Here is a 19,176-nt window from a genome sequence, read left to right as displayed (position 1 = left end):
GCAGATTGCGAAGAAGCCGTCACGAATCGCGGCTTTTTTTATTGGCAACTGGGAGACTAAAAATGAAAGGCTTTCGCTTTGGTTCGACGCAGGGAGCGTTCTACATTCTGCCGGGTCAGGACGGCTGGGAAGCCACCTACGGCAACGAAACGCTCGGAGAATTCTCGAGCCCGCAACAGGCCGCCGACGACCTCGCGCGCGGTCTGAGCTGCGAGCATCTGTCGGAGCTCGACACGTCGACGCTCGAGATTCCGGAGAAGCTCGCCGAATGGGAAATCGTTCACGTATAAGGACGGGCATGACCGACGGCGACGTAGCAGTGACAGTAGAAACGACAATGGCGCCCGAAGGCGCCATTGTCGTATTTGCGGTCCTGCTTGCGGCCTTGTCCGCGGTTGTGCTGCGTGCTTACCGCGGCTTTCGGGGCCAGCGCAGGTGCGGCCGCGGCGCTTACCGCATCAGTCGCCCGCGCGAGCTCAAACCACCGAATCGACGATTGCGTTCAGCGTTGCGCTCGGGCGCATCGCCTTGCTAGTCAGCTCGACGTTCGGACGGTAGTAGCCGCCGATATCCACCGGCTTGCCCTGCGCCGCGCCGAGTTCCGCGACGATCTTCGCCTCGTTGTCGGCCATCGCCTTCGCGACGCCCGCGAACTGCGTCTGCAGCGCGGCATCGTCGGTTTGCGCGGCCAGTGCTTCGGCCCAGTACATCGCGAGGTAGAAGTGGCTGCCGCGGTTGTCGATACCGCCGACCTTGCGCGCCGGCGACTTGTCGTTGTCGAGGAACTTGCCAGTCGCCTGATCGAGCGTCTTCGCAAGAATCTGCGCCTTCGGGTTGTGATACGCGGTGCCCAAATGCTCGAGCGATGCCGCCAGCGCGAGGAATTCACCGAGCGAATCCCAGCGCAGGAAGCCTTCCTCGACCAGCTGCTGCACGTGCTTCGGCGCCGAACCGCCCGCGCCGGTTTCGAACATGCCGCCACCGGCCATCAGCGGAACGATCGACAGCATCTTCGCGCTGGTGCCCAGTTCCATGATCGGGAACAGGTCGGTCAGGTAGTCGCGCAGCACGTTGCCGGTGACCGAGATCGTGTCCTTGCCGGCGCGGATGCGCTCGACCGAGAACTTCGTCGCTTCGACCGGCGTCATCACGCGGATGTCGAGACCGTTCGTGTCGTGATCCTTCAGGTACTGCTCGACCTTCCTGATGATCTGCGCATCGTGCGCGCGCGCCGCGTCGAGCCAGAATACGGCCGGCGTGTTGGAAGCGCGGGCGCGGTTCACCGCGAGTTTGACCCAGTCGCGGACCGGCGCGTCCTTGGTCTGGCACATACGGAAGATGTCGCCCTGTTCCACCGGCTGCTCGAGCAGCACCGCGCCGGCTTCGTCGGTGACGCGGACCACGCCGTTCGCCGGGATCTGGAACGTCTTGTCGTGTGAACCGTATTCTTCGGCGGCTTGGGCCATCAGCCCGACGTTCGGCACCGTGCCCATCGTGACCGGGTCGAACGCACCGTGCTTCTTGCAGTCTTCGATCACCGCCTGGTACACACCGGCGTAGCAACGGTCCGGAATCACCGCCTTCGCATCGTGCAGCGCGCCATCGGCGCCCCACATCTTGCCCGACTCGCGGATCATCGCCGGCATCGATGCGTCGACGATCACGTCGCTCGGCACGTGCAGGCTCGTGATGCCCTTGTCCGAGTTGACCATCGCGAGCGGCGGACGCTGTTCGTACTGCGCCTTGATGTCGGCTTCGATCGCCGCGGCCGTTTCAGCCGGCAGATCCTTCAGACGCGCGTACAGGTCGCCGATACCGTTGTTCGGATTGAAGCCGACCTTGGCCAGTGCTTCCGCATGCTTCGCGAGCACGTCCTTGTAGAACACCGACACCACGTGACCGAAGATGATCGGGTCCGAGACCTTCATCATCGTGGCCTTCAGGTGCACCGAGAACAGCACGCCGTTCGCCTTCGCCTCGGCGATCTGCGCTTCGATGAAGCTGCGCAGCGCGTTCTTGCTCAGCACCGACGCGTCGATGATTTCGCCTGCCTGCACCGGCGTCTTCGCCTTCAGGACCGTGATCGTGCCGTCGGCGGCGGCCAGTTCGATCTTCACGCTACCGGCCTGGGCGACCAGCGCCGACTTCTCGCTGCCGTAGAAATCGCCATCGCTCATGTGCGAGACGTGCGACTTCGAGTCCGCGCGCCATGCGCCCATCTTGTGCGGATGCTTGCGCGCGTAGTTCTTCACCGACAACGGCGCGCGGCGGTCCGAATTGCCTTCGCGCAGCACCGGGTTCACCGCGCTGCCCTTGATCTTGTCGTAGCGGGCCTTGACGTCCTTCTCGGCGTCGGTCGTCGCGACGTCCGGGTACGACGGCAGCTTATAGCCCTGGTCGCGCAGCTCGGCGATCGAGGCCTTCAACTGCGGCACCGACGCGCTGATGTTCGGCAGCTTGATGATGTTCGCTTCCGGGCGCATGGTGAGTCTACCGAGCTCCGCCAGATCGTCGGAAGCCTTCTGCTCCGCGCTCAGGTAGTCCGGAAATGCGGCAATGATCCGGCCGGCGAGCGAGATGTCGCGCGTTTCGACGAGCACGTCGGACGAGCGCGTGAACGCCTTGACGATCGGCAGCAGCGAGTACGTCGCCAGTGCGGGCGCTTCGTCGGTCAGGGTGTAGATGATCTTCGGCGGTGTGGACATGATTAATGCTTTGCTAGGAAGTGATAGACAGAGCGTTGGCAGTCGAAGCCAGCGCAAATCGTGGCGCGACGGCTGACGGCGTCAGTTCGGCACGACGCAACCCCGCGACCTTCGTTTTGCGATACGACCGAGAGTATATGCGCGTTTTCCACTAAATGTGACTGAACAAACAGGTCGCGAGACGCTACCCAAACGGGTCGATCCATGACTGGCAAGGGTTTGCGGCCGATTACCCCGGTCTTAAGACAGATATCTTATAGATGACTTGCGGGATATTATTTTTGGATGAATGCGAATTGGTCGCATTGACGAGCCGCAAATGCCGCCACCGAGCCGTGACTGCGGCCCTCCAGCGGACGACGCCGCGGGTAGTGATGGGCGGGTGCCGAAGAGTGTGACTCGGATGCCGGCGGCGCAGTGATGGGGTCGCTCGCCGCGGATTGGTTTAGTTCGTATCGTCTTTCCCGTCATTCCAGAATCGTTTGAAGTCGGGCGAGCGCGTCCTCGACTACCTCGGCCGGAGCGCGCTCGACTTTGCGTGCGCCACGGGCCTCGAGGTCCAGAGTGCGCACCATATTCACCAGAGCCACCCCCTGAGTCCCTGTTCCCGAACCCGAGAGCGGTACCGCGAACCCAGCGTATCGAGCGAACTCCCCCCCCTGCGTGATCGGCGCAACGAGCGCGACCCCAAGAGCATTGAATGCGGCAGGCGACAAAACCAGCGCGGGACGGAAATCGCCTTGCTGCTCCTTGCCAGGCGTCGGATTCAGGCTCACGCGCACGATATCGCCGCGCTCGAACTTGATGCGCCTTACCATGCTTCGCGCCCCGCCGGTTTGACTTCACTCCAGACGTCGAGATCGGCTGGCGGTGGCGCCTTCGGATCGCACTGCGCGACGAGTTCATCCAGTGAATACTTGCGACGCGCAGGCGTAAGCAACACCCCCTCGGGGCGCACGTCCGCCTTCAGCGAGCTGCCCACCGACGCATGAATTTGCTCCAACAACACGGTAGGCAACCGTACTGCAGCGCTGTTGCCCCACTTCTGAATCTTGAGTTCCATATCCCAGCTCCAAATGTATATCCATTGTAGATACTCACGGCGAAAACAGCAAGTCGCCCGTATCTACATTGACTCTACATTTTTGATCTTGAAATCGCCTGTTAGTCGGCGAAGAAAGGAACCCAAACCTAAACGAGGCAACCAACCCGCCGCCGCAACGACGCACTTTCAAGGCTTCACGTCATCGACGAACTGATCGGTAAACGTGCGCGACAGATCGATATGCCGCCCCTTCACCGCCGGATTGAAGCTCGACAGTACCTTCAGCACCGTCTGCGGACCGTCGGCTGGCATCTTGCCGTCGACGGTGTACATCGGCAGCGAGGCCTGCAATGCGCTGATATACAGCGCCCTGTCGTTGCCGATGTCTTCTTTTGGCATCTGCGCGGCGATTTGTTCCGCGCTGTGGGTGTGCATATAGCGCAGCGTCTTGACGAATGCGCGCGCGAGTTTCGCGGCTTCGTCGGCATGCGCGTCGAGCCACGTGCTTTGCACGTAGAGGCTCGACGCGGGATACATGCCGCCGAGCGCGGCGCGCGTGCCATCGACATTGCGCATGTCGACGAGTACTTTGGCGTCGCCCGCTTTCAATAGTTGAGTAACGGTCGGCTCGGTCGTCATACCCGCGTGAATGCGTCCTTGCCGCATCGCCGCGATGAAACTGCTGTCCGCGCCGACCGGCAGCAGCGTGTATTGCGTGGACCGCACGCCCGCGCGCTGTGCGAGGTACTGCGTGAGAAAACTCGTCGAGGAGCCGAGCCCCGTCACGCCGAGCGTTTTACCGCGCACGTCGGCCATGCTCCGGATCGAATCGGCCGATTTCGCCGCGACCAGTTGCACTTCGCCGGGCACCTGGCTGAACACGACGATCGTCTTCACTTCCTTGCCGCGTGTCTGCAGATCGATCGTGTGATCGTAGAAGCCGACCACGCCCTGCACCGCGCCCGCGAGCATTTCGTTTTCGCCGTCTATTCCAGTCGGCTGCGACAGCAGTTCGACGTCGAGCCCTTCGGCCTTGAAATAGCCGAGCTGTTCGGCAAGACGCGCCGGCAGATAGATGAGCTTGTTGGTACCGCCCACCATGATCGCGAGTTTCTCCGGCGCGGCGGCTTGCGCAGACGTCGCGAGTCTCGCGAGCGCGCACAGCGCGAGCGACGCCGCGACGGCGGCATAGGCCGCGCGCGAGAAACGCGTCAAGGAAAGCTTCATTGGGGCTGTCTCCGTTATCTTGCGTCTGGGCGCCGCGCGGGTCGCCTGCCCGTGATTTTGAAGGTGCGAACCCTTCCCGATGCTTTTCCCGGCTGTGCATGTTGCGCGAACCTCGGGTTTATCCCGATCACTTCGGCGTCGCGCGCGGAAACGTCACGGCGATATGCACACCCTTGCCGCCCTCGCCCGCCTTCAGCGTGATCTCGCCGTGATGGGCGTCCGCGATTTCGCGCACGATCGCAAGACCGAGGCCCGTGCCCTCGGTATCCGTCGACGCACGAAAGAACGGCTCGAACACGCGGCTGCGCGATTCGGCCGGAATGCCGGGGCCGTTGTCGGTCACGCTGACCGTCACCGCATTGGCCGCGGTATCAGCGTTCACGGCGACCGTCACGTGACCACCGCTGCCCGTATAGCGAATCGCGTTCTCGGCGAGATTCGCGATCAGTGCCTGCAACAAGCCGAGATGTCCGAGCACCGGCGCCGCGCCGTGCAATTCCGCGCCCAGATCGATTTCACGTGCCTGCGCGAGCAGGCCGAGATCTTCGACGACCTCCATCGCGAGCGGCACCAGATCGACGCGTTCCATGGCGAGCTGCGAGTTGTCGGCGGCCTCGGCCTGCGCGAGCAAAAGCAGCTTGTTGGTGAGCCCGACCATCGACCGGTTGCTGCGATGCATCGCGGCAAGCGCTTCGTCGAGCGCGGGATTGAGGCCTTCCTGCTGCCGCGCGAATTGCAGTTGCGTGCCGAGCAGCGTGAGCGGCGTGCGCAACTGATGCGCGGCGTCGGCGATAAAGCGCCGCTGCGCCGCCACCTGCACGCCGAGCCGCGCGATGCACTGATTGATCGCATCGACGATGGGCCGCAGTTCCGTATGCAGACGCTCGACGCGAATCGGTTCGAGCTGCATCGGATCGCGGTCGGCCACCTCGTCTTTCACCTTCATCAACGGCCGCAACTCGAACGTGAGCCCGATGCAAACGAGCGCCACCGCCAGCGCGATCATTTCGAACTGGCGCACGAGTTGCGGCCGCCACAGCTGTTGCGTCATCGCATCGCGCGAGCGCACGGTCTTGCCGACCGTCACGCGCACGGGACGCGTCGCGCCGTTGTCGTACATGAGCCGCACGATGTCGACAGCGCGCACCTGCTGGCCGTGCAACTGCGTGTAGTACGAATCCGGCACGTCGGGCGCCCGCAGCGGACGCGGCGGGAAATCAGGCGTACCCGCGAGCAGCCGCCCATCGTCAACACGCACGCTATAGAACACCTGGTCGCGATATGGCGATGCGAAGATCTCGAGCGCGGCGGGCGGCACATCGACACGCAGAAAGCCGTCGCTCCATTCGACCTCGCCCGCGATCATCCGCGCCGACGCGACCAGCTGATTGTCCTGCACCAGATTCGCGGTGTGCCGCGCGTTGTCGTACTCGGTCTTGCCGGTCACGAACACATAAAGCGCGAGCGGGACGAGCAGCCACCACAGCAGGCGTATGCGTAGGCTATTGGCCATCGTTACTGGTCGTCTTCCCGCTTGCGCAGCAGATAGCCGAGCCCGCGCAGCGTGACGATCGCGGCCGAGCTGCCATCGAGCTTCTTGCGCAGACGCGAAATGTAGATCTCGACCGCATCCTCGCTCGGCTCGTCGGCGAGCGTGAAGATCGCATCGACCAGCGCCGGCTTCGTCACCGTCTTGCCGAGGCGCAGGATCAGCGCTTCGAGCACCGAACGCTCGCGCGGCGTCACATTCAGCGGCGCGCCCTTCAGCGTGAACTGGCGCGTGTCGATGTCGAACGACAGATCGCCGCACACCACCTCGCCCGCTTTCGACGGCGACTGCCGCCGAATCGCCACCTTGATGCGCGCGATCAGCTCGCGCACTTCGAACGGCTTCACCAGATAGTCGTCGGCGCCGGCGCCGAGCAGCTCCACCTTCTCGTCGATCGAGCCGCTCGCGGTAAGGATCAGCACCGGCGTCGCGTCGCCACGCTGACGCAGCCGGCGCAGCACGTTCTTGCCCGACAGCTTCGGCAGGTTCAGGTCGAGCAGGATCACGTCGTAGTGATTGGTGCGCAGCAGGCGGTCGGCTTCATCGCCGTCCTGCACGGCGTCGAGCGCGAAGGCCTCCTGCTCCAGCATCTTCGCGAGCCAGTGCGCAAGCGTGGGGTTGTCTTCGATCAGCAGCAGCTTCATGGCGGCAACGGCAAAAGTCAGGTCGTCGATTGTGCCTTAAAACAAGGGGGCTGCGCGCATACCGTGTGGTTTGCCGCATAGTCCAGTGCCCGCCGCGAGCGCGGTGCCGATCCGCGCGCAATGTCGGCGCATTTTCGGCGCATTTTCGGGTTAACACCCATGTTTTGCGCCAAACCCCGAAAGCTGCCAGAAGGTTTCGCGTTTCTATAATCGCCCCCATTGACCCAGAAAAGCGCCGCGCACCACGGGGTCGCGGCGACCCAACTAAGGAGACTGCTTCATGCGTACCTTGCGCCAGATTGCCGCTGTATCAGGAGTTGCGTTCGCCCTTGCCGCCGCTTCGGCCGCCGCTCACGCCGAGAAGATCACGATCATGGTCGGCGGCGCCACCAAGATCATCTATCTGCCGGCCAAGCTCACCGAGCAGCTCGGTTACTTCAAGGACGAAGGCCTCGACGTCGAGATCCTGTCGCAGCCGGCCGGCGTCGATGCGGAGAACGAACTGCTCGCGGGCGCGGTGCAAGGCGTGGTCGGCTTCTACGATCATACGATCGACCTGCAGAGCAAGGGCAAGGAAGTGCAGGCGCTCGTCGTCTTCGGCCAGGTGCCGGGCGAAGTAGAGATGGTCTCGACGAAGGCGGCCGATTCGCTGAAGAGCATGGCCGACGTCAAAGGCAAGACGCTCGGCGTGACCGGCCTCGGTTCGTCGACCAGCTTCCTCACGCAGTACCTCGCGCAGCGCGCGGGCGTGCCGTCGACGCAATACACGATGTTGCCGGTCGGCGCGGACAACAGCTTCATCGCCGCCGTCAAGCAAGGCCGCATCGACGCCGGCATGACCACCGAGCCGACCGTCTCGCAACTGCTCAAGACCGGCGACGCGAAGGTGCTGGTCGACATGCGCAACGTGGACGGCACGCGCGCCGCGCTCGGCGGCACCTACCCCGCTTCGAGCTTCTACGTGCAGCGCGCGTGGGCCGAAGCGCACAAGGACGAGGCCGCGAAGCTCTCGCATGCGTTCGCGAAGACGCTGAACTACATCGCGACGCATAGCGCCGAGGACATCGCCGCGCAGATGCCGAAAGACTACTACGGCAACAACAAGGACCTGTACGTGAACGCGCTGAAGGCGTCGCTGCCGATGTTCACGAAGGACGGCAAGATGCCCGCCGACGGCCCGGATACGGTACTGAAGGTGCTGTCCGCATTCAATCCGTCGGTGAAGGGCAAGCATATCGATCTCGCCAAGACCTACACCAACGACTACCTGTCGGCGCCGGTCAAGACCGCGTCGAAGTAACGCTTCTTTCATCTTCACAGAACTGCGAGGCACCCGCCGATGAATCAACCTATGTCACGCGAGACGCCAGCGATCGAAATGCGCAACGTGTCGTGCCGTTTCATTTCCCCGGACGGCAAGGCCACGATCGCGCTGCGCGACTTCAGCATGTCGGTGGCACGCGGCGAATTCGTCGCGGTGGTCGGCCCGACCGGCTGCGGCAAGTCCACCACGCTCAGCATGATCACCGGCTTGCTGAAGCCGACCACCGGCGAAGTGCGCGTGATGGGCGCGCCGGTGGACGGCATCGATCCGCGCATCGGTTTCGTGTTTCAGGCCGATGCGGTGTTTCCGTGGCGCTCGGTGCTCGACAACGTCGCGGCGGGTCCGCTGTATCGCGGCCGCTCGAAATCGGCCGCTTACGACGAAGCGAACGAATGGCTGCGCCGCGTGGGCCTCGACAAGTTCGGCAAGCACTATCCGCATCAACTGTCCGGCGGCATGCGCAAGCGCGTCGCGCTTGCGCAGACCTTCATCAACAAGCCGGAAATCCTGCTGATGGACGAGCCGTTCTCGGCGCTCGACATGCAGACGCGCACATTGATGCAGGACGAGTTGCTGCAATTGTGGGGCGGCGCCGGCTCGGTCGTGTTCGTCACGCACGACCTCGAAGAAGCGATTGCGCTCGCCGATCGCGTGTTCGTGCTAACTGCCCGCCCCGCCACGCTGAAGAAAGTCTACGAAATCGATCTGCCGCGACCGCGCGTCACGTCGGAGGTCCGCTACGACTCACGCTTCATCGAAATTTCGCGCGATATCTGGCATGACCTGCGCGAAGAAGTGCAGATCGGTTAATCAAGGAACGGCAAACATGTCTACACCCTCTCAACAGATGATGCCCTCGGGCATCGACGCCGCGTCGCTCGCTCACGTCGAGCGTATTGCGCAGAAGAAGATCCGCCAGCGCCAGGTTCTGGTGATTTCGCTGCGCATTCTCCTGCTCGTGGTCGTGCTCGGCGGCTGGGAACTGTCCGCGCGCCTGAAGTGGATCGACCCTTTCTTCTTCTCGATGCCGAGCGAGATCTTCGCTCAGATCGTCGACTGGTTCGTGAACGGTACCTCGCAAGGGCCGCTGCTCACGCAGGTGTGGGTCACGCTCGAGGAAACGGGGCTCGGCTTCATCATCGGTTCGATCGGGGGCATCTTCTGCGGCATCGTGCTCGGCCGAAACAAGCTGCTCTCCGACGTGTTCAGTCTCTACATCAAGATCGCCAACTCGATCCCGCGCGTCGTGCTCGGCTCGGTGTTCGTGATCGCGCTCGGGCTCGGCATGGCATCGAAAGTCGCGCTCGCGGTCGTGATGGTGTTTTTCGTCGTGTTCGCCAACGCGTTCCAGGGTGTGCGCGAAGCGGATCGCTACATGATCGCGAATGCGCAGATTCTCGGCGCGTCGCGCCGTCAGGTGACGACCTCGGTCGTGATTCCGTCGGCGCTGAGCTGGATTCTCGCGAGCCTGCACGTGAGCTTCGGCTTCGCGCTGGTCGGCGCGGTGGTCGGCGAGTTTCTCGGCTCGAAGCAGGGCATCGGCTTGCTGATCTCCACCGCCCAGGGCGCGTTCAATGCGGCCGGCGTGTTCGCGGCGATGATCGTGCTGGCGGTGGTCGCGCTTGCCGCCGACTACCTGCTGACCGCGGTGGAGAGTCGATTGTTGAAGTGGCGGCCGAGTTCGGTTTAAGCCACGGCAGCTCAGAGTCCACAAACAGTAGTTCGCTGCACCGATGCCGCTCAGTCTTCTGGACTGAGCGGCATTTTTATTTGCTAACGCACATCCTGTCTCCCGCCAGCAAACTGTTTTTCGCAATACGTTGGCCACCTCGCAACACTTCTTTCTTTCAATCCCCCACCAGAAGCCAACATCCGGCTGCCAGCCCGTTCCATGCGCTATGGCACGCTCGATGCGTACCCCACCGCGCAAGTCGGGCGATCGCCAACATCGATCGCGGATCGAAGCGAGGTGAGTCATGTCGAGTGCACAGAGTCAACGCCGGTCAACCAACGGGTACGGCGGCCCGTTCATGCGCGCCAACACCGCGAATCGCCGCGATCGTCATCATTCGAGCGGATTCGTGCTGTTCGGCTTGCACACCGCCGGTGTGATCGGCCGCGGACCGAAACGCCTCTGGCCGTATGTCCTGCCCTGGTTGTTCATCCTACTGACGATCGGTTCCATCTGCCTCGTCGTGCGCGGCGTGCTCGCGCGTCAATTGCTGGTACCGCCGGTGGAGACACCGCAAACGTTGACCGAGCGCGGCTATACGGCGAACTTTCTCGCCGAGCGGATCATGTCGGCGATGAAGGAAATCGGCCAGGATGCCGAATCGATTCCGCACGACACGATGACCAGCAACGACGCGCAACAGGACATCCAGATTCCGGGTCAGGAAATGTCGTATGCGACGACGGTGCGCTTCATCAAAGGCGTGCTCAAACGCGACGATGTCGCCGTGCACATCGGCATCACGAAGACGAATAGCAGCGCGGATTCATACGTCGCGCACGTGCAGATAGAACACGGACCGTTCAACGGCCGCCAAAGCACGGTGCCGTTCGAAGGGCGCGACCTCGAAAAGCTCGTGCGCGACATCGCAGTCACGGCGATGCGCCTCGCCGAACCTAACATCCTCGCCAGTCATCTGTTCACGCAGGTCCAAAAAAAGACTAAATGCTCGCTCGCGCAATGCGACTATCGCGAGATCGTCGGGATCTATGACGAAGTCCTCGCGTTGCCCTCATCCGAGCAAGCCCAATGGGCAGTCGCGGGTAAGGCGTGGTTGCTCGACAGTCAGCAGCGCTCGACAGAAGCCGAGCAGCAGATCCGTGAAGCATTGACCCAATACAAGCACTCGGCGGTGCTGCGCGCGAGTCTCGGCATTGCGCTCGAACAGCAGAACCGCATCGACGATGCGCTAAAGGAAATGCGGGCCGGCGCGAAGGAAAAGTCGCGCACCGCTGAAAACCTGCGACTGCTCGGCGACGTGCTGTTGCATTCGAAGAAGCACGATCGCGAAGCACTCGAAGCATTCAGGCAGGCTGCCAAGATGAACCCCGACTCCGTCGACACGCTGCACGACTGGGCCGAGGCGCTCGTCAAAACCGGCCACGACGACGAAGCAATCGACAAGCTGTCGCACGCCGTCGCGTTGCGTCCCGATCTCGCGCCGTCCTATGTGGAATGGGGCCACGCGCTGGAACACAAAGGCGCGCTGCGCGAGGCCGCGCGCAAGTATGCACAGGCATTGCAGCTCGACGCCGGCACGTTGTCGGCGCGCGAACGCGAGCTGGCGCTCTCGACGGACGCATCGCCCGACGAAGCCGACACCCGGACATCGAGGCCTGACCTGCGCGTCAAGCCCGTTTCGAATCCCATGACGTCGTACCCGCTTCGGGCATCGCTCGATACGGTAAGCGACGCCGTAGGACGGGCGATGCAAGCGGCCTGAGCCGCGCGCATTCGCCATTTGAGTTGGCAACACAGCCGAACAGGAGACAGTTCGATGGACAGCTTCGAAGATGCATTCAAAGCCTTGATCGGAAACGAAGGCGGGTACAGCTTCAATCCGGCCGATCCAGGCGGCGAAACGATGTGGGGTGTGACAGCGCGCGTCGCGCGCAGTGAGGGCTATAACGGCGCGATGAAAGACCTGCCGCTCGATACCGCCCATCAGATCGCCAAGCGCAGGTACTGGGACCCGTTGCATCTCGACGAACTCGATCCGCGCGTGGCTTTCCAGATTTTCGATGCGAACTACAACGGCGGCCTCGTCGTGCTGTGGATGCAGAAAGCGTCCGGCGCCAGGGAAGACGGCAAGTTCGGCCCCGACACGCTCGATGCGGTCAAGAACGCCGATCCGATGAAGTTCGTGATGCGCTTCGCCGCGTATCGTCTGCGGTACCTGCGGAACCTGCATTCGTGGCCGAGTTTCAGCCGCGGCTGGACCGAACGCATGGCAGCCAATCTTCTCCTGGGAGCAGCATGATGGACTGGTCTAAAGTTGCGAAGAATATCAATAGCACCGCCCCGCTTCTCGCCGGGCTCGTAGGGGGGCCGGTCGGCCTCGGCGTGACCGCTGCCGCCGCGATCATCTCGCACGCGCTCGGCACGCCGAGCGACCCGGCCTTCGTGGAACCCGCGTTGAACGACCCCGGCGCACTCGAAAAACTTCGCCAGGCCGAAAGCGCGAATTCGCTGCAATTGCAGCAGTTGATGGTGACGGCCGCGCAGTCGAGCCTCGCGCACGACGCCGACATGGCCCGCATCGCCACGAGCGACACCGCGAATGCACGCGCGATGGGTGTCGCCAATCGCGACTGGGTCCCGAAGGTGCTCGCCATGGCCGTCACCACCGGCTTCTTCGGCATTTTGCTGCTGATGGCGTTCCAGCCTTTGCCGGGTACCAACAAGGATCTCGTCAACGTGATCGTCGGCGCGTTGGGAACCGCGTGGATCAGCATCATCGGCTATTACTTCGGCACGTCGGTCGGCTCGATGCGCAAGACCGAGCTGCTCGCGAAGCCGAGCGTGCCGATCACGGCCGATAGCGCGTTGACGTTGCGCGAACCGGCGTCGCAATCGGGAGCGCACGCACCGGCGGCGGCCGCGCCGTCCGGCGACCACTTCCCATCGTTCGCGCCGGGCGGGCAAGGTCCGATCTTCTCGGGCGGCAGTTGAGTCGATGCTACGTTAAGCGAATCATGCACGCGACGAAGTACATTGACCGTCGCGTGCATGTCCGCCTCAAAGCAGGGCTCTTTCGCCGGCGCGCGTTTTGCGCTAAGTTGGCAACGCGAAGTCCATCCCGTCCCGAGTGGAGCGATAGAAGATGAGTGACGTCGAGCAGAACGCGCAGAACGATCCGATCGAACACGTCGTGCTACTGTTGATGGAGAATCACTCGTTCGACCAGATGCTCGGCTGCCTCGACGCCGTGCACGACAAACTGGACGGCGTGCGCAACGCGGCCGGCAAATCGAACGCCGACGGTCAAGGCCACACCTTCTATCCGCGTGAAACGCGCGAGCGGCAGATGAAGCACGATCCGAATCACGAGCACAAGGCCGTGATGGAACAGATCGCCGCCGACAACAGCGGTTTCGTGCGTACGTTCGTGAACGACTACCCGAAGAGCAGCCTCGCCGCGCGGCAAGACGTGATGGGCTATTACCCGCTCGGCTTTCTGCCCGCGCTGCACACGCTCGGTTCGCAATTCACCGTGTGCGACCGGTGGTTCTCGTCATTGCCGGGGCCGACGTGGCCCAACCGTTTTTTCGCGCTGACGGGTACGTCGAAAGGCGAGATCGAAATGCCTTCGGGACTCGACGGGCTCAATCCGCACTGGTACACCGAGCAGGATCAGGACACGATTTTCGATCGGCTGAACGCCGCGCGCAAAACGTGGAGCGTCTATTTCTACGACTTCCCCGCCTCGTTGCTGCTGAAGAACCAGCGACGCGCGGAAAACCTCGCGAATTACCGCTCTTTCGATCAATTCTTCGAGGACGCAGCGGGACCCGCCAGTCAGTTTCCGCAATTCGTACTGATCGAGCCGAAGTACTTCGGCGAAGCGCAGAACGACGATCATCCGCCGCACAACATCATGAAGGCAGAGAAGCTGATCGCGGATACCTACAATGCGCTGCGCTCGAATCAGGCGCTGTGGGAGCGCGCGTTACTGGTGGTCCTCTACGATGAGCACGGCGGTTTCTACGACCACGTATCGCCGCCGGCCGACGTGCTCGCACCCGACGACCACACCGCGAGCTTCGATTTCAAACGACTCGGCGTGCGTGTTCCCGCCATCCTGGTGTCACCGTGGTGCGAAGCCGGCGTGTGCAACGAACGATTCGATCATTGCAGCCTGCTGAAGTACCTGTGCGACAAGTGGCAAATGCCACCGCTCGGCAAGCGCACCGAGGCGTCCGCGAACCTCGGTGTGGCGATTCGCCGTGGCGGCGGCGCGCGCACCGATACGCCTCCGTTTATTCGCGTGCCCAATCAATCGCTGATTGCGCAGCACGTCGAACTGGAACGCAAATCGTCGAATGGCAATCAGCATGGCCTGCATCATTTCGCCGACTATCTGCACGCGGAACTGGACCGGCTCGCCGCCGAGGCGGTCGAGGCGGCCGCGCAACTGGCGCGCACCGGCAACGCATGGGTGCGCTTCAAGAGCGCGTTGGGCTCGCTGATGATGAGTCTCGGCCAGTGGCTCAGCAAGGACTTCTACGACGCACGCGACCAACGCGATGCACGCACGAGCCAAGCGTTCACGCGCTTGCGGCAATCGGTCCGTGAGGCGACGCCGGGCATCGCGCGAGACGATGCGGAAGAAACGGCCTTGCCCGTCAATCCGGTCTCGGAGAAATAGCACGCCGCAAAGCGGTGGTAGTGCGGAACGTTGCCGGATGCCAGAGTTCGTGAAATCGGGGACTTTGGATTTCTTCGACTATTTCAATCGTCTTGACGCAGTGGCCGGTTGGCAGTGACGGTATCAGTGAAGCGGACGGTGAATCGTGCCATAGAAACTGGGAGTTTCGGTTCGGACCGCCGCAGCGCAGCGCCGCCGGCTATTTTCCCGGCGACAAGCGCTATCGCGCGGACAACGGCCACTTTCGGTCGGTCGGCAGATCCGGATGAACGGCCGCTGCTGGCCCGGTTTCAGACTGCCATAAACGATAACCCGCGGTTTAATGCTGGTGAGCGAGCTATCGCCGGACATCGTGACGGTTCGCCTTGTGCTGTCCGCAAGTCGATAGTCAGGGTTGGTTCTAGACCAAACAACGTCTTCACGATTACCATTCTCCACCGTCGCTGGAGGCAGGAAGGATCTGTAGTTAGCCCGTCCTGAACAATTCGTTTTGCCGACCACGGGCGTTACGGCGACCGTCCCCGCCGCCATGCCGCTACCAGACTTTTAATCTTCGCGGCTTCGGATATCACTGCCATCAGGTTCCCGGCTTGCTCGATTCATCGCTACCGTTTTTCCAGTTGCGTTACATTCACCATCAATACGACCTAGACTTTCCATTAACAATGACTGACTTATTCCGCATTCGGAACGTCCTGATTCCGGCCGCTATCGGCTTAATCGTCTTCCTGGCGTTCACGGGCGGACACGGGCTGAATCCGCTTCGTGTGGACTGGATTATGTCGAGCGACGGTGACGCCCCGCAGCAATACGTCGGATGGAATTTTTTCCGTCATAGTCCGTATCTGCAATTCCCCTTAGGCCTGAATCCGGGGTACGGGGAAGTCATCGGTAGTTCGATCGTATTCTCGGATTCAATACCGTTGCTCGCAATCCTGTTCAAGCTGGTTCGCGGCGTCCTGCCGGACCAATTTCAATATTTTGGGCTATGGATCGCCGCCTGCTTTGCTTTACAGGCCGTTTTTGCCTGGGCGATCCTGTCGCTGCGCACCACGGACAACGTGATCAAAGCACTAGGTTGCGCACTTCTGACACTCTCTCCGCCTATGCTTTGGCGGCTTCACGGACATGAGGCCCTGATAGGGCATTGGCTGCTGCTTGCCGCGCTATATCTCTATCTGACCAACCGGGGCAGGATGTGGCACTGGATTCTGTTGATTTGCGTGACCGCATCGATTCACGCCTATTTGCTTGCCATGGTCGCAGGCATCTGGTTTGCCGATCGGGTACGCCTGCTTGCGCCCGGTAGCGCAAGATTGAAGCAATTGGCTGTCGAGCTTCCGTGTCTTGCCGTTGCGGTTTTGATCACGACCTGGTCGGTCGGCTATTACATGGTCAGAAGCGTCGTGTCGGGGGGATTCGGCACCTATCGCGTCACCCTGACCTCGCCGTTCCGGGCGGAGGCCATCTGGTCGATCTGGAGCAGCTATGGATTCCTCGGCGGAGATTACGAAGGTTTCTGCTACATCGGTGCTGGCGTCTTACTGCTCTTCGTGACGACGGCGGTCTTGATCATAAAACATCGCAAGAACGCGCCCATTGCCTGGGGCACGCACGCGTCACTGATCTTCGTGTGCGCGCTGTTTTATCTGTTCGCGCTGTCAAACCGGGTCTCTCTCGGCGGCCGCCATGAGCTGTTCCAGTACCCGATGCCGGCCTTCCTGACAGGATTCACGTCGACATTCCGCGCCTCGGGTCGCTTTATCTGGCCGGTTTTTTATGCGGCTATTGTCTTTCTGCTATTTCGCTTCATCAAACTCTCACCCAGAAAATGGGTAGTTCCTCTTTTGTGTGTCTTCGTGGTCTTCCAGGCCACGGATCTGATCAAGGCGTCAAAGTATTTCAGAAGCCAATGGACGCAGCAGTGGACCCCGTCCCTCACGTCCGATTTCTGGAAAGAGGTGCCCCGGCACTACAAGCGGATCGCGTTTGTCATGCCGCTAGATGGCGGCTACACCTATGTCCCGATTGCGTTCATGGCGTCTAATGCGAAGATGACGATCAACGGCGGCAATCTTGCGCGCGTCGATTTCGACAAGCTCGGCCAGGTGCAGGCGCAATTGCAGGATACGATCGAGCACGGTACTTATTCGCCCGACACGCTTTACGTGTTCCATACCCCGCAAAGCTGGGCGACAGCCAAGGCAAATTTCAAGGGCGATGGATTTGTCGGAACAGTCGACAACTATGACGTAATCGCACCGGGTTGGCATGGATGCACGACGTCGTGCGGTGCATTGGCGAACAAGTAATGTAAGTTCGTCAATTATCTTATAGGTACGGCTTGTCCATCTGAAATGTTCCCCGCGTCCCTGTTCCGGATGGTCATGCTGTACGCGTGAAACGTCGCGACGAGGGCTTGGGGAGCACCCGCGACTAGCTGGTCCGTCCTGAACAATTCGTTTTGCCGACCACGGGCGTTACGGCGATGGGGTCACGGCAATGCTGCGGTTAATCAGGGCAGCGAGAATGAAGGCACAAAGAAGCCGCAGCTTCCTCAGGATCATCCGCAGGTTGTGACCGGCGCCGCACAACACCGCGTGCATCGCATCGCCGAGCGCGCCCTTGAGCCACTTGCGATCGAGTTTTCCGTCTGTCTTCATATGGCCGATGGCTGGCCCGATTGCACTTCGCCGTCTGATCATCGCGCGTAGTCCGCGTGTGATGCCCCGCCGCAGGCCCGGGTGGTAAATCTTCACGTCGTCGACGGCGACACCCTTGTAACCGCGATCTACGATTGCCACCTCGGGCTTCGCCTCACTCACGATCGAGGCCTGTTCCAGCGCTTCAGCCAGCGTATGACCGTCGTACGGATTGCCCGGCATCGAGCGCATGCCGATCACCAGGCCCTCCTTGTGCGTCGTAGTAATGGACACTTTCACACCGAACTCGTATGGGATGAATATCTGGATGGAAACTACGGTGGCGTGCTGATCGTGTTCGACCGACTCTTTGGCACCTACATAGCTGAACAGCGCGACACGCCGTGCCGCTTTGGGCTGGTGCGACCGATGACGACATATAACCTGCTGACTATCGAGTTCGACCACTGGCGTGCATCGTGGCGCGATCTGCGAACGGCGCACTCTTTGCGCGAGGCGTGTGGCTATGTGTTCAAGCCGCCTGGTTGGCGGCCTGATGGCAGCGGGCAGACAACCGAAGACCTGAGGCGTAGTGCTAACCCGCAGCACTTCGCCGAGGGACCGCAATAACCGTCCGATATCAGCCGGCGGAGAGCGGCCGCTTACGAACCTAGGCTGAGCGGGGCAAGTGGGTCGTGTACGACAGTTCAGTTGCCCGGATTCTGCCACCTCCTTCCATTCGATAACCGCTGTTGTGGTAGAAGGAGACTTCGCGAGAAGTCGTTAGACGCCCGTCCGCTCATCCTCTGATCCTGTGCGAGGATCGACCCGTCTGATGTCCGGCGGCAGGAGCGGCGGCATAAGCCGCGCCATTGCCGCCGCGCAAGCCGGTAGCGCAGAATAGGATCGTGAGCATCTTCAAACGCGCGTGAGAGGAAGTGGCGCCCGATTTCGGTCGTTATGGCCTACGCGTTAGCAAAAAACCTTGTTGCAGAGAGCCCAATGAAGAAAGGAAAGACGAAACTTACCCGCCATGATGCTGAGCGCCTTTTCGAGGGTCTGCCTAATGGGAACGTGAAAGTATCGAGCCGGCCAGAGAACCCATTCGATGCAGGGGTGTTCGACGAGGTCGAGCGCGTCGACGACGAAGCCAAACTCTGGAAAGACAACCTCATTACTCTTCCGATGGCGATCGAGTTGCCTGCTGCCTACGAGTCGGTATCTCGCATGCGCGAGTCGATGGCGAGGGCATGGCGCGCGAAGTGGGTAAGGGAAGGTAAAAACGAGGTTGTCACTGAGTTTCCTGAAGGTTGGACAGCCGTTCGCCCGGAAAGCGGACCCATAGAGTTGCGAGATCCGTCCGGCGTGGTCCGCGCCATATACGGGTGGGCCGAGGATGCTGAGCTCAGGATTCTGCCGCGGTATCTGGTTGAGTCACAGACGAACAGTTCAAGCGGACTGGGCAGCTTGCTCGTCCGTGATCGCGTGAACGGTCAAGTACTTGAGAGGTCGTCGATCTGGTCGGCTCAAACTGGTACCAACCATCCCGATTGGGCCAGGTTGTCAGAGTGGCTCAACTTACACTATCCACAACATCGCGACCCGCTTCGGTACTGGGAAGATTGCGAGGAAAATCTTCAACACTGAGCTACTTTTTGGG

General features: G+C 61.6%; 16 protein-coding genes and 2 pseudogenes. 11 read left to right on the top strand and 7 right to left on the bottom strand.

From position 1 onward, the window contains the following. Positions 1 to 62: 62 nt before the first annotated feature. Positions 63 to 290, top strand: a complete 228-nt coding sequence (locus tag HWY30_RS13435) for a hypothetical protein (RefSeq protein ID WP_090807491.1) — start codon at positions 63 to 65, stop codon at positions 288 to 290. A 186-nt stretch (positions 291 to 476) separates the two neighbouring features. Here HWY30_RS13435 and HWY30_RS13430 read toward each other — a convergent pair whose 3' ends face one another. The 6 genes from HWY30_RS13430 to HWY30_RS13405 form a co-directional block, all read right to left on the bottom strand. Continuing rightward, positions 477 to 2,705 (bottom strand): NADP-dependent isocitrate dehydrogenase, encoded by a 2,229-nt coding sequence (locus HWY30_RS13430; protein ID WP_090807493.1) that lies wholly within the window; start codon positions 2,703 to 2,705, stop codon positions 477 to 479. Between the two features lie 467 nt (positions 2,706 to 3,172). Continuing rightward, a complete protein-coding gene (locus HWY30_RS13425) occupies positions 3,173 to 3,523 on the bottom strand; it encodes a type II toxin-antitoxin system ChpB family toxin (protein ID WP_090807495.1) in 351 nt (116 codons plus the stop codon). After that, positions 3,517 to 3,768: an AbrB/MazE/SpoVT family DNA-binding domain-containing protein gene (locus HWY30_RS13420; RefSeq protein WP_090807497.1), complete on the bottom strand. Its 252-nt coding sequence runs from the start codon at positions 3,766 to 3,768 to the stop codon at positions 3,517 to 3,519. The genes HWY30_RS13425 and HWY30_RS13420 overlap by 7 nt, the downstream gene beginning before the upstream one ends. A 168-nt stretch (positions 3,769 to 3,936) precedes the next feature. Continuing rightward, the gene (locus HWY30_RS13415; protein ID WP_090807499.1) at positions 3,937 to 4,977 is read right to left on the bottom strand and encodes an ABC transporter substrate-binding protein; all 1,041 of its coding nucleotides are present in this window, start codon (positions 4,975 to 4,977) and stop codon (positions 3,937 to 3,939) included. Between the two features lie 127 nt (positions 4,978 to 5,104). After that, positions 5,105 to 6,490 carry a sensor histidine kinase gene (locus HWY30_RS13410; protein WP_090807501.1) on the bottom strand — a complete coding sequence of 462 codons (1,386 nt, stop codon included), beginning with the start codon at positions 6,488 to 6,490 and terminating at the stop codon, positions 5,105 to 5,107. A gap of 2 nt (positions 6,491 to 6,492) precedes the next feature. Then, the gene (locus HWY30_RS13405; RefSeq protein WP_018423692.1) at positions 6,493 to 7,170 is read right to left on the bottom strand and encodes a response regulator; all 678 of its coding nucleotides are present in this window, start codon (positions 7,168 to 7,170) and stop codon (positions 6,493 to 6,495) included. Between the two features lie 280 nt (positions 7,171 to 7,450). On the opposite strand from HWY30_RS13405, the gene HWY30_RS13400 reads away from it, so the two are divergent. The 8 genes from HWY30_RS13400 to HWY30_RS13365 all read left to right on the top strand — a co-directional run bounded on the left by HWY30_RS13400 (position 7,451) and on the right by HWY30_RS13365 (position 17,186). Then, entirely contained in the window at positions 7,451 to 8,470 is a 1,020-nt protein-coding gene (locus HWY30_RS13400; protein WP_090807503.1) for an ABC transporter substrate-binding protein, read from the top strand. A gap of 39 nt (positions 8,471 to 8,509) precedes the next feature. Further along, positions 8,510 to 9,304 carry an ABC transporter ATP-binding protein gene (locus HWY30_RS13395; protein ID WP_090807505.1) on the top strand — a complete coding sequence of 265 codons (795 nt, stop codon included), beginning with the start codon at positions 8,510 to 8,512 and terminating at the stop codon, positions 9,302 to 9,304. Between the two features lie 16 nt (positions 9,305 to 9,320). Further along, positions 9,321 to 10,184, top strand: coding sequence for an ABC transporter permease (locus HWY30_RS13390; protein WP_090807507.1), 864 nt, complete (start codon positions 9,321 to 9,323; stop codon positions 10,182 to 10,184). Between the two features lie 286 nt (positions 10,185 to 10,470). Continuing rightward, positions 10,471 to 11,949 carry a tetratricopeptide repeat protein gene (locus HWY30_RS13385; protein ID WP_090807509.1) on the top strand — a complete coding sequence of 493 codons (1,479 nt, stop codon included), beginning with the start codon at positions 10,471 to 10,473 and terminating at the stop codon, positions 11,947 to 11,949. A 54-nt stretch (positions 11,950 to 12,003) separates the two neighbouring features. Further along, positions 12,004 to 12,486, top strand: a complete 483-nt coding sequence (locus HWY30_RS13380; RefSeq protein WP_090807511.1) for a glycoside hydrolase family 108 protein — start codon at positions 12,004 to 12,006, stop codon at positions 12,484 to 12,486. Beyond that, positions 12,486 to 13,178: a hypothetical protein gene (locus HWY30_RS13375; RefSeq protein WP_090807513.1), complete on the top strand. Its 693-nt coding sequence runs from the start codon at positions 12,486 to 12,488 to the stop codon at positions 13,176 to 13,178. Before HWY30_RS13380 ends, HWY30_RS13375 begins: the two co-directional genes overlap by 1 nt. A gap of 151 nt (positions 13,179 to 13,329) precedes the next feature. Next, positions 13,330 to 14,874 carry an alkaline phosphatase family protein gene (locus HWY30_RS13370; protein WP_090807515.1) on the top strand — a complete coding sequence of 515 codons (1,545 nt, stop codon included), beginning with the start codon at positions 13,330 to 13,332 and terminating at the stop codon, positions 14,872 to 14,874. Between the two features lie 590 nt (positions 14,875 to 15,464). Beyond that, positions 15,465 to 17,186, top strand: coding sequence for a DUF6311 domain-containing protein (locus HWY30_RS13365; protein ID WP_143037219.1), 1,722 nt, complete (start codon positions 15,465 to 15,467; stop codon positions 17,184 to 17,186). Between the two features lie 168 nt (positions 17,187 to 17,354). Here the strand turns inward: HWY30_RS13365 and HWY30_RS13360 are convergent. Then, positions 17,355 to 17,831, bottom strand: a pseudogene (locus HWY30_RS13360) (transposase); the annotation flags it as partial. A 3-nt stretch (positions 17,832 to 17,834) separates the two neighbouring features. On the opposite strand from HWY30_RS13360, the pseudogene HWY30_RS41610 reads away from it, so the two are divergent. Further along, positions 17,835 to 18,146 (top strand): annotated as a pseudogene (locus HWY30_RS41610) (sterol desaturase family protein); the annotation flags it as partial. 372 nt (positions 18,147 to 18,518) lie between these two features. Next, entirely contained in the window at positions 18,519 to 19,163 is a 645-nt protein-coding gene (locus HWY30_RS13355; protein WP_090810246.1) for a hypothetical protein, read from the top strand. The last annotated feature ends 13 nt before the right edge of the window (positions 19,164 to 19,176 follow it).

Source organism: Paraburkholderia tuberum STM678, assembly GCF_902833905.1.
In the GTDB taxonomy this organism is placed as follows: Bacteria; Pseudomonadota; Gammaproteobacteria; order Burkholderiales; family Burkholderiaceae; genus Paraburkholderia; species Paraburkholderia tuberum.
Note: the sequence above shows the minus strand (reverse complement) of the source record. Positions and strands in the feature narration are given on the sequence as shown.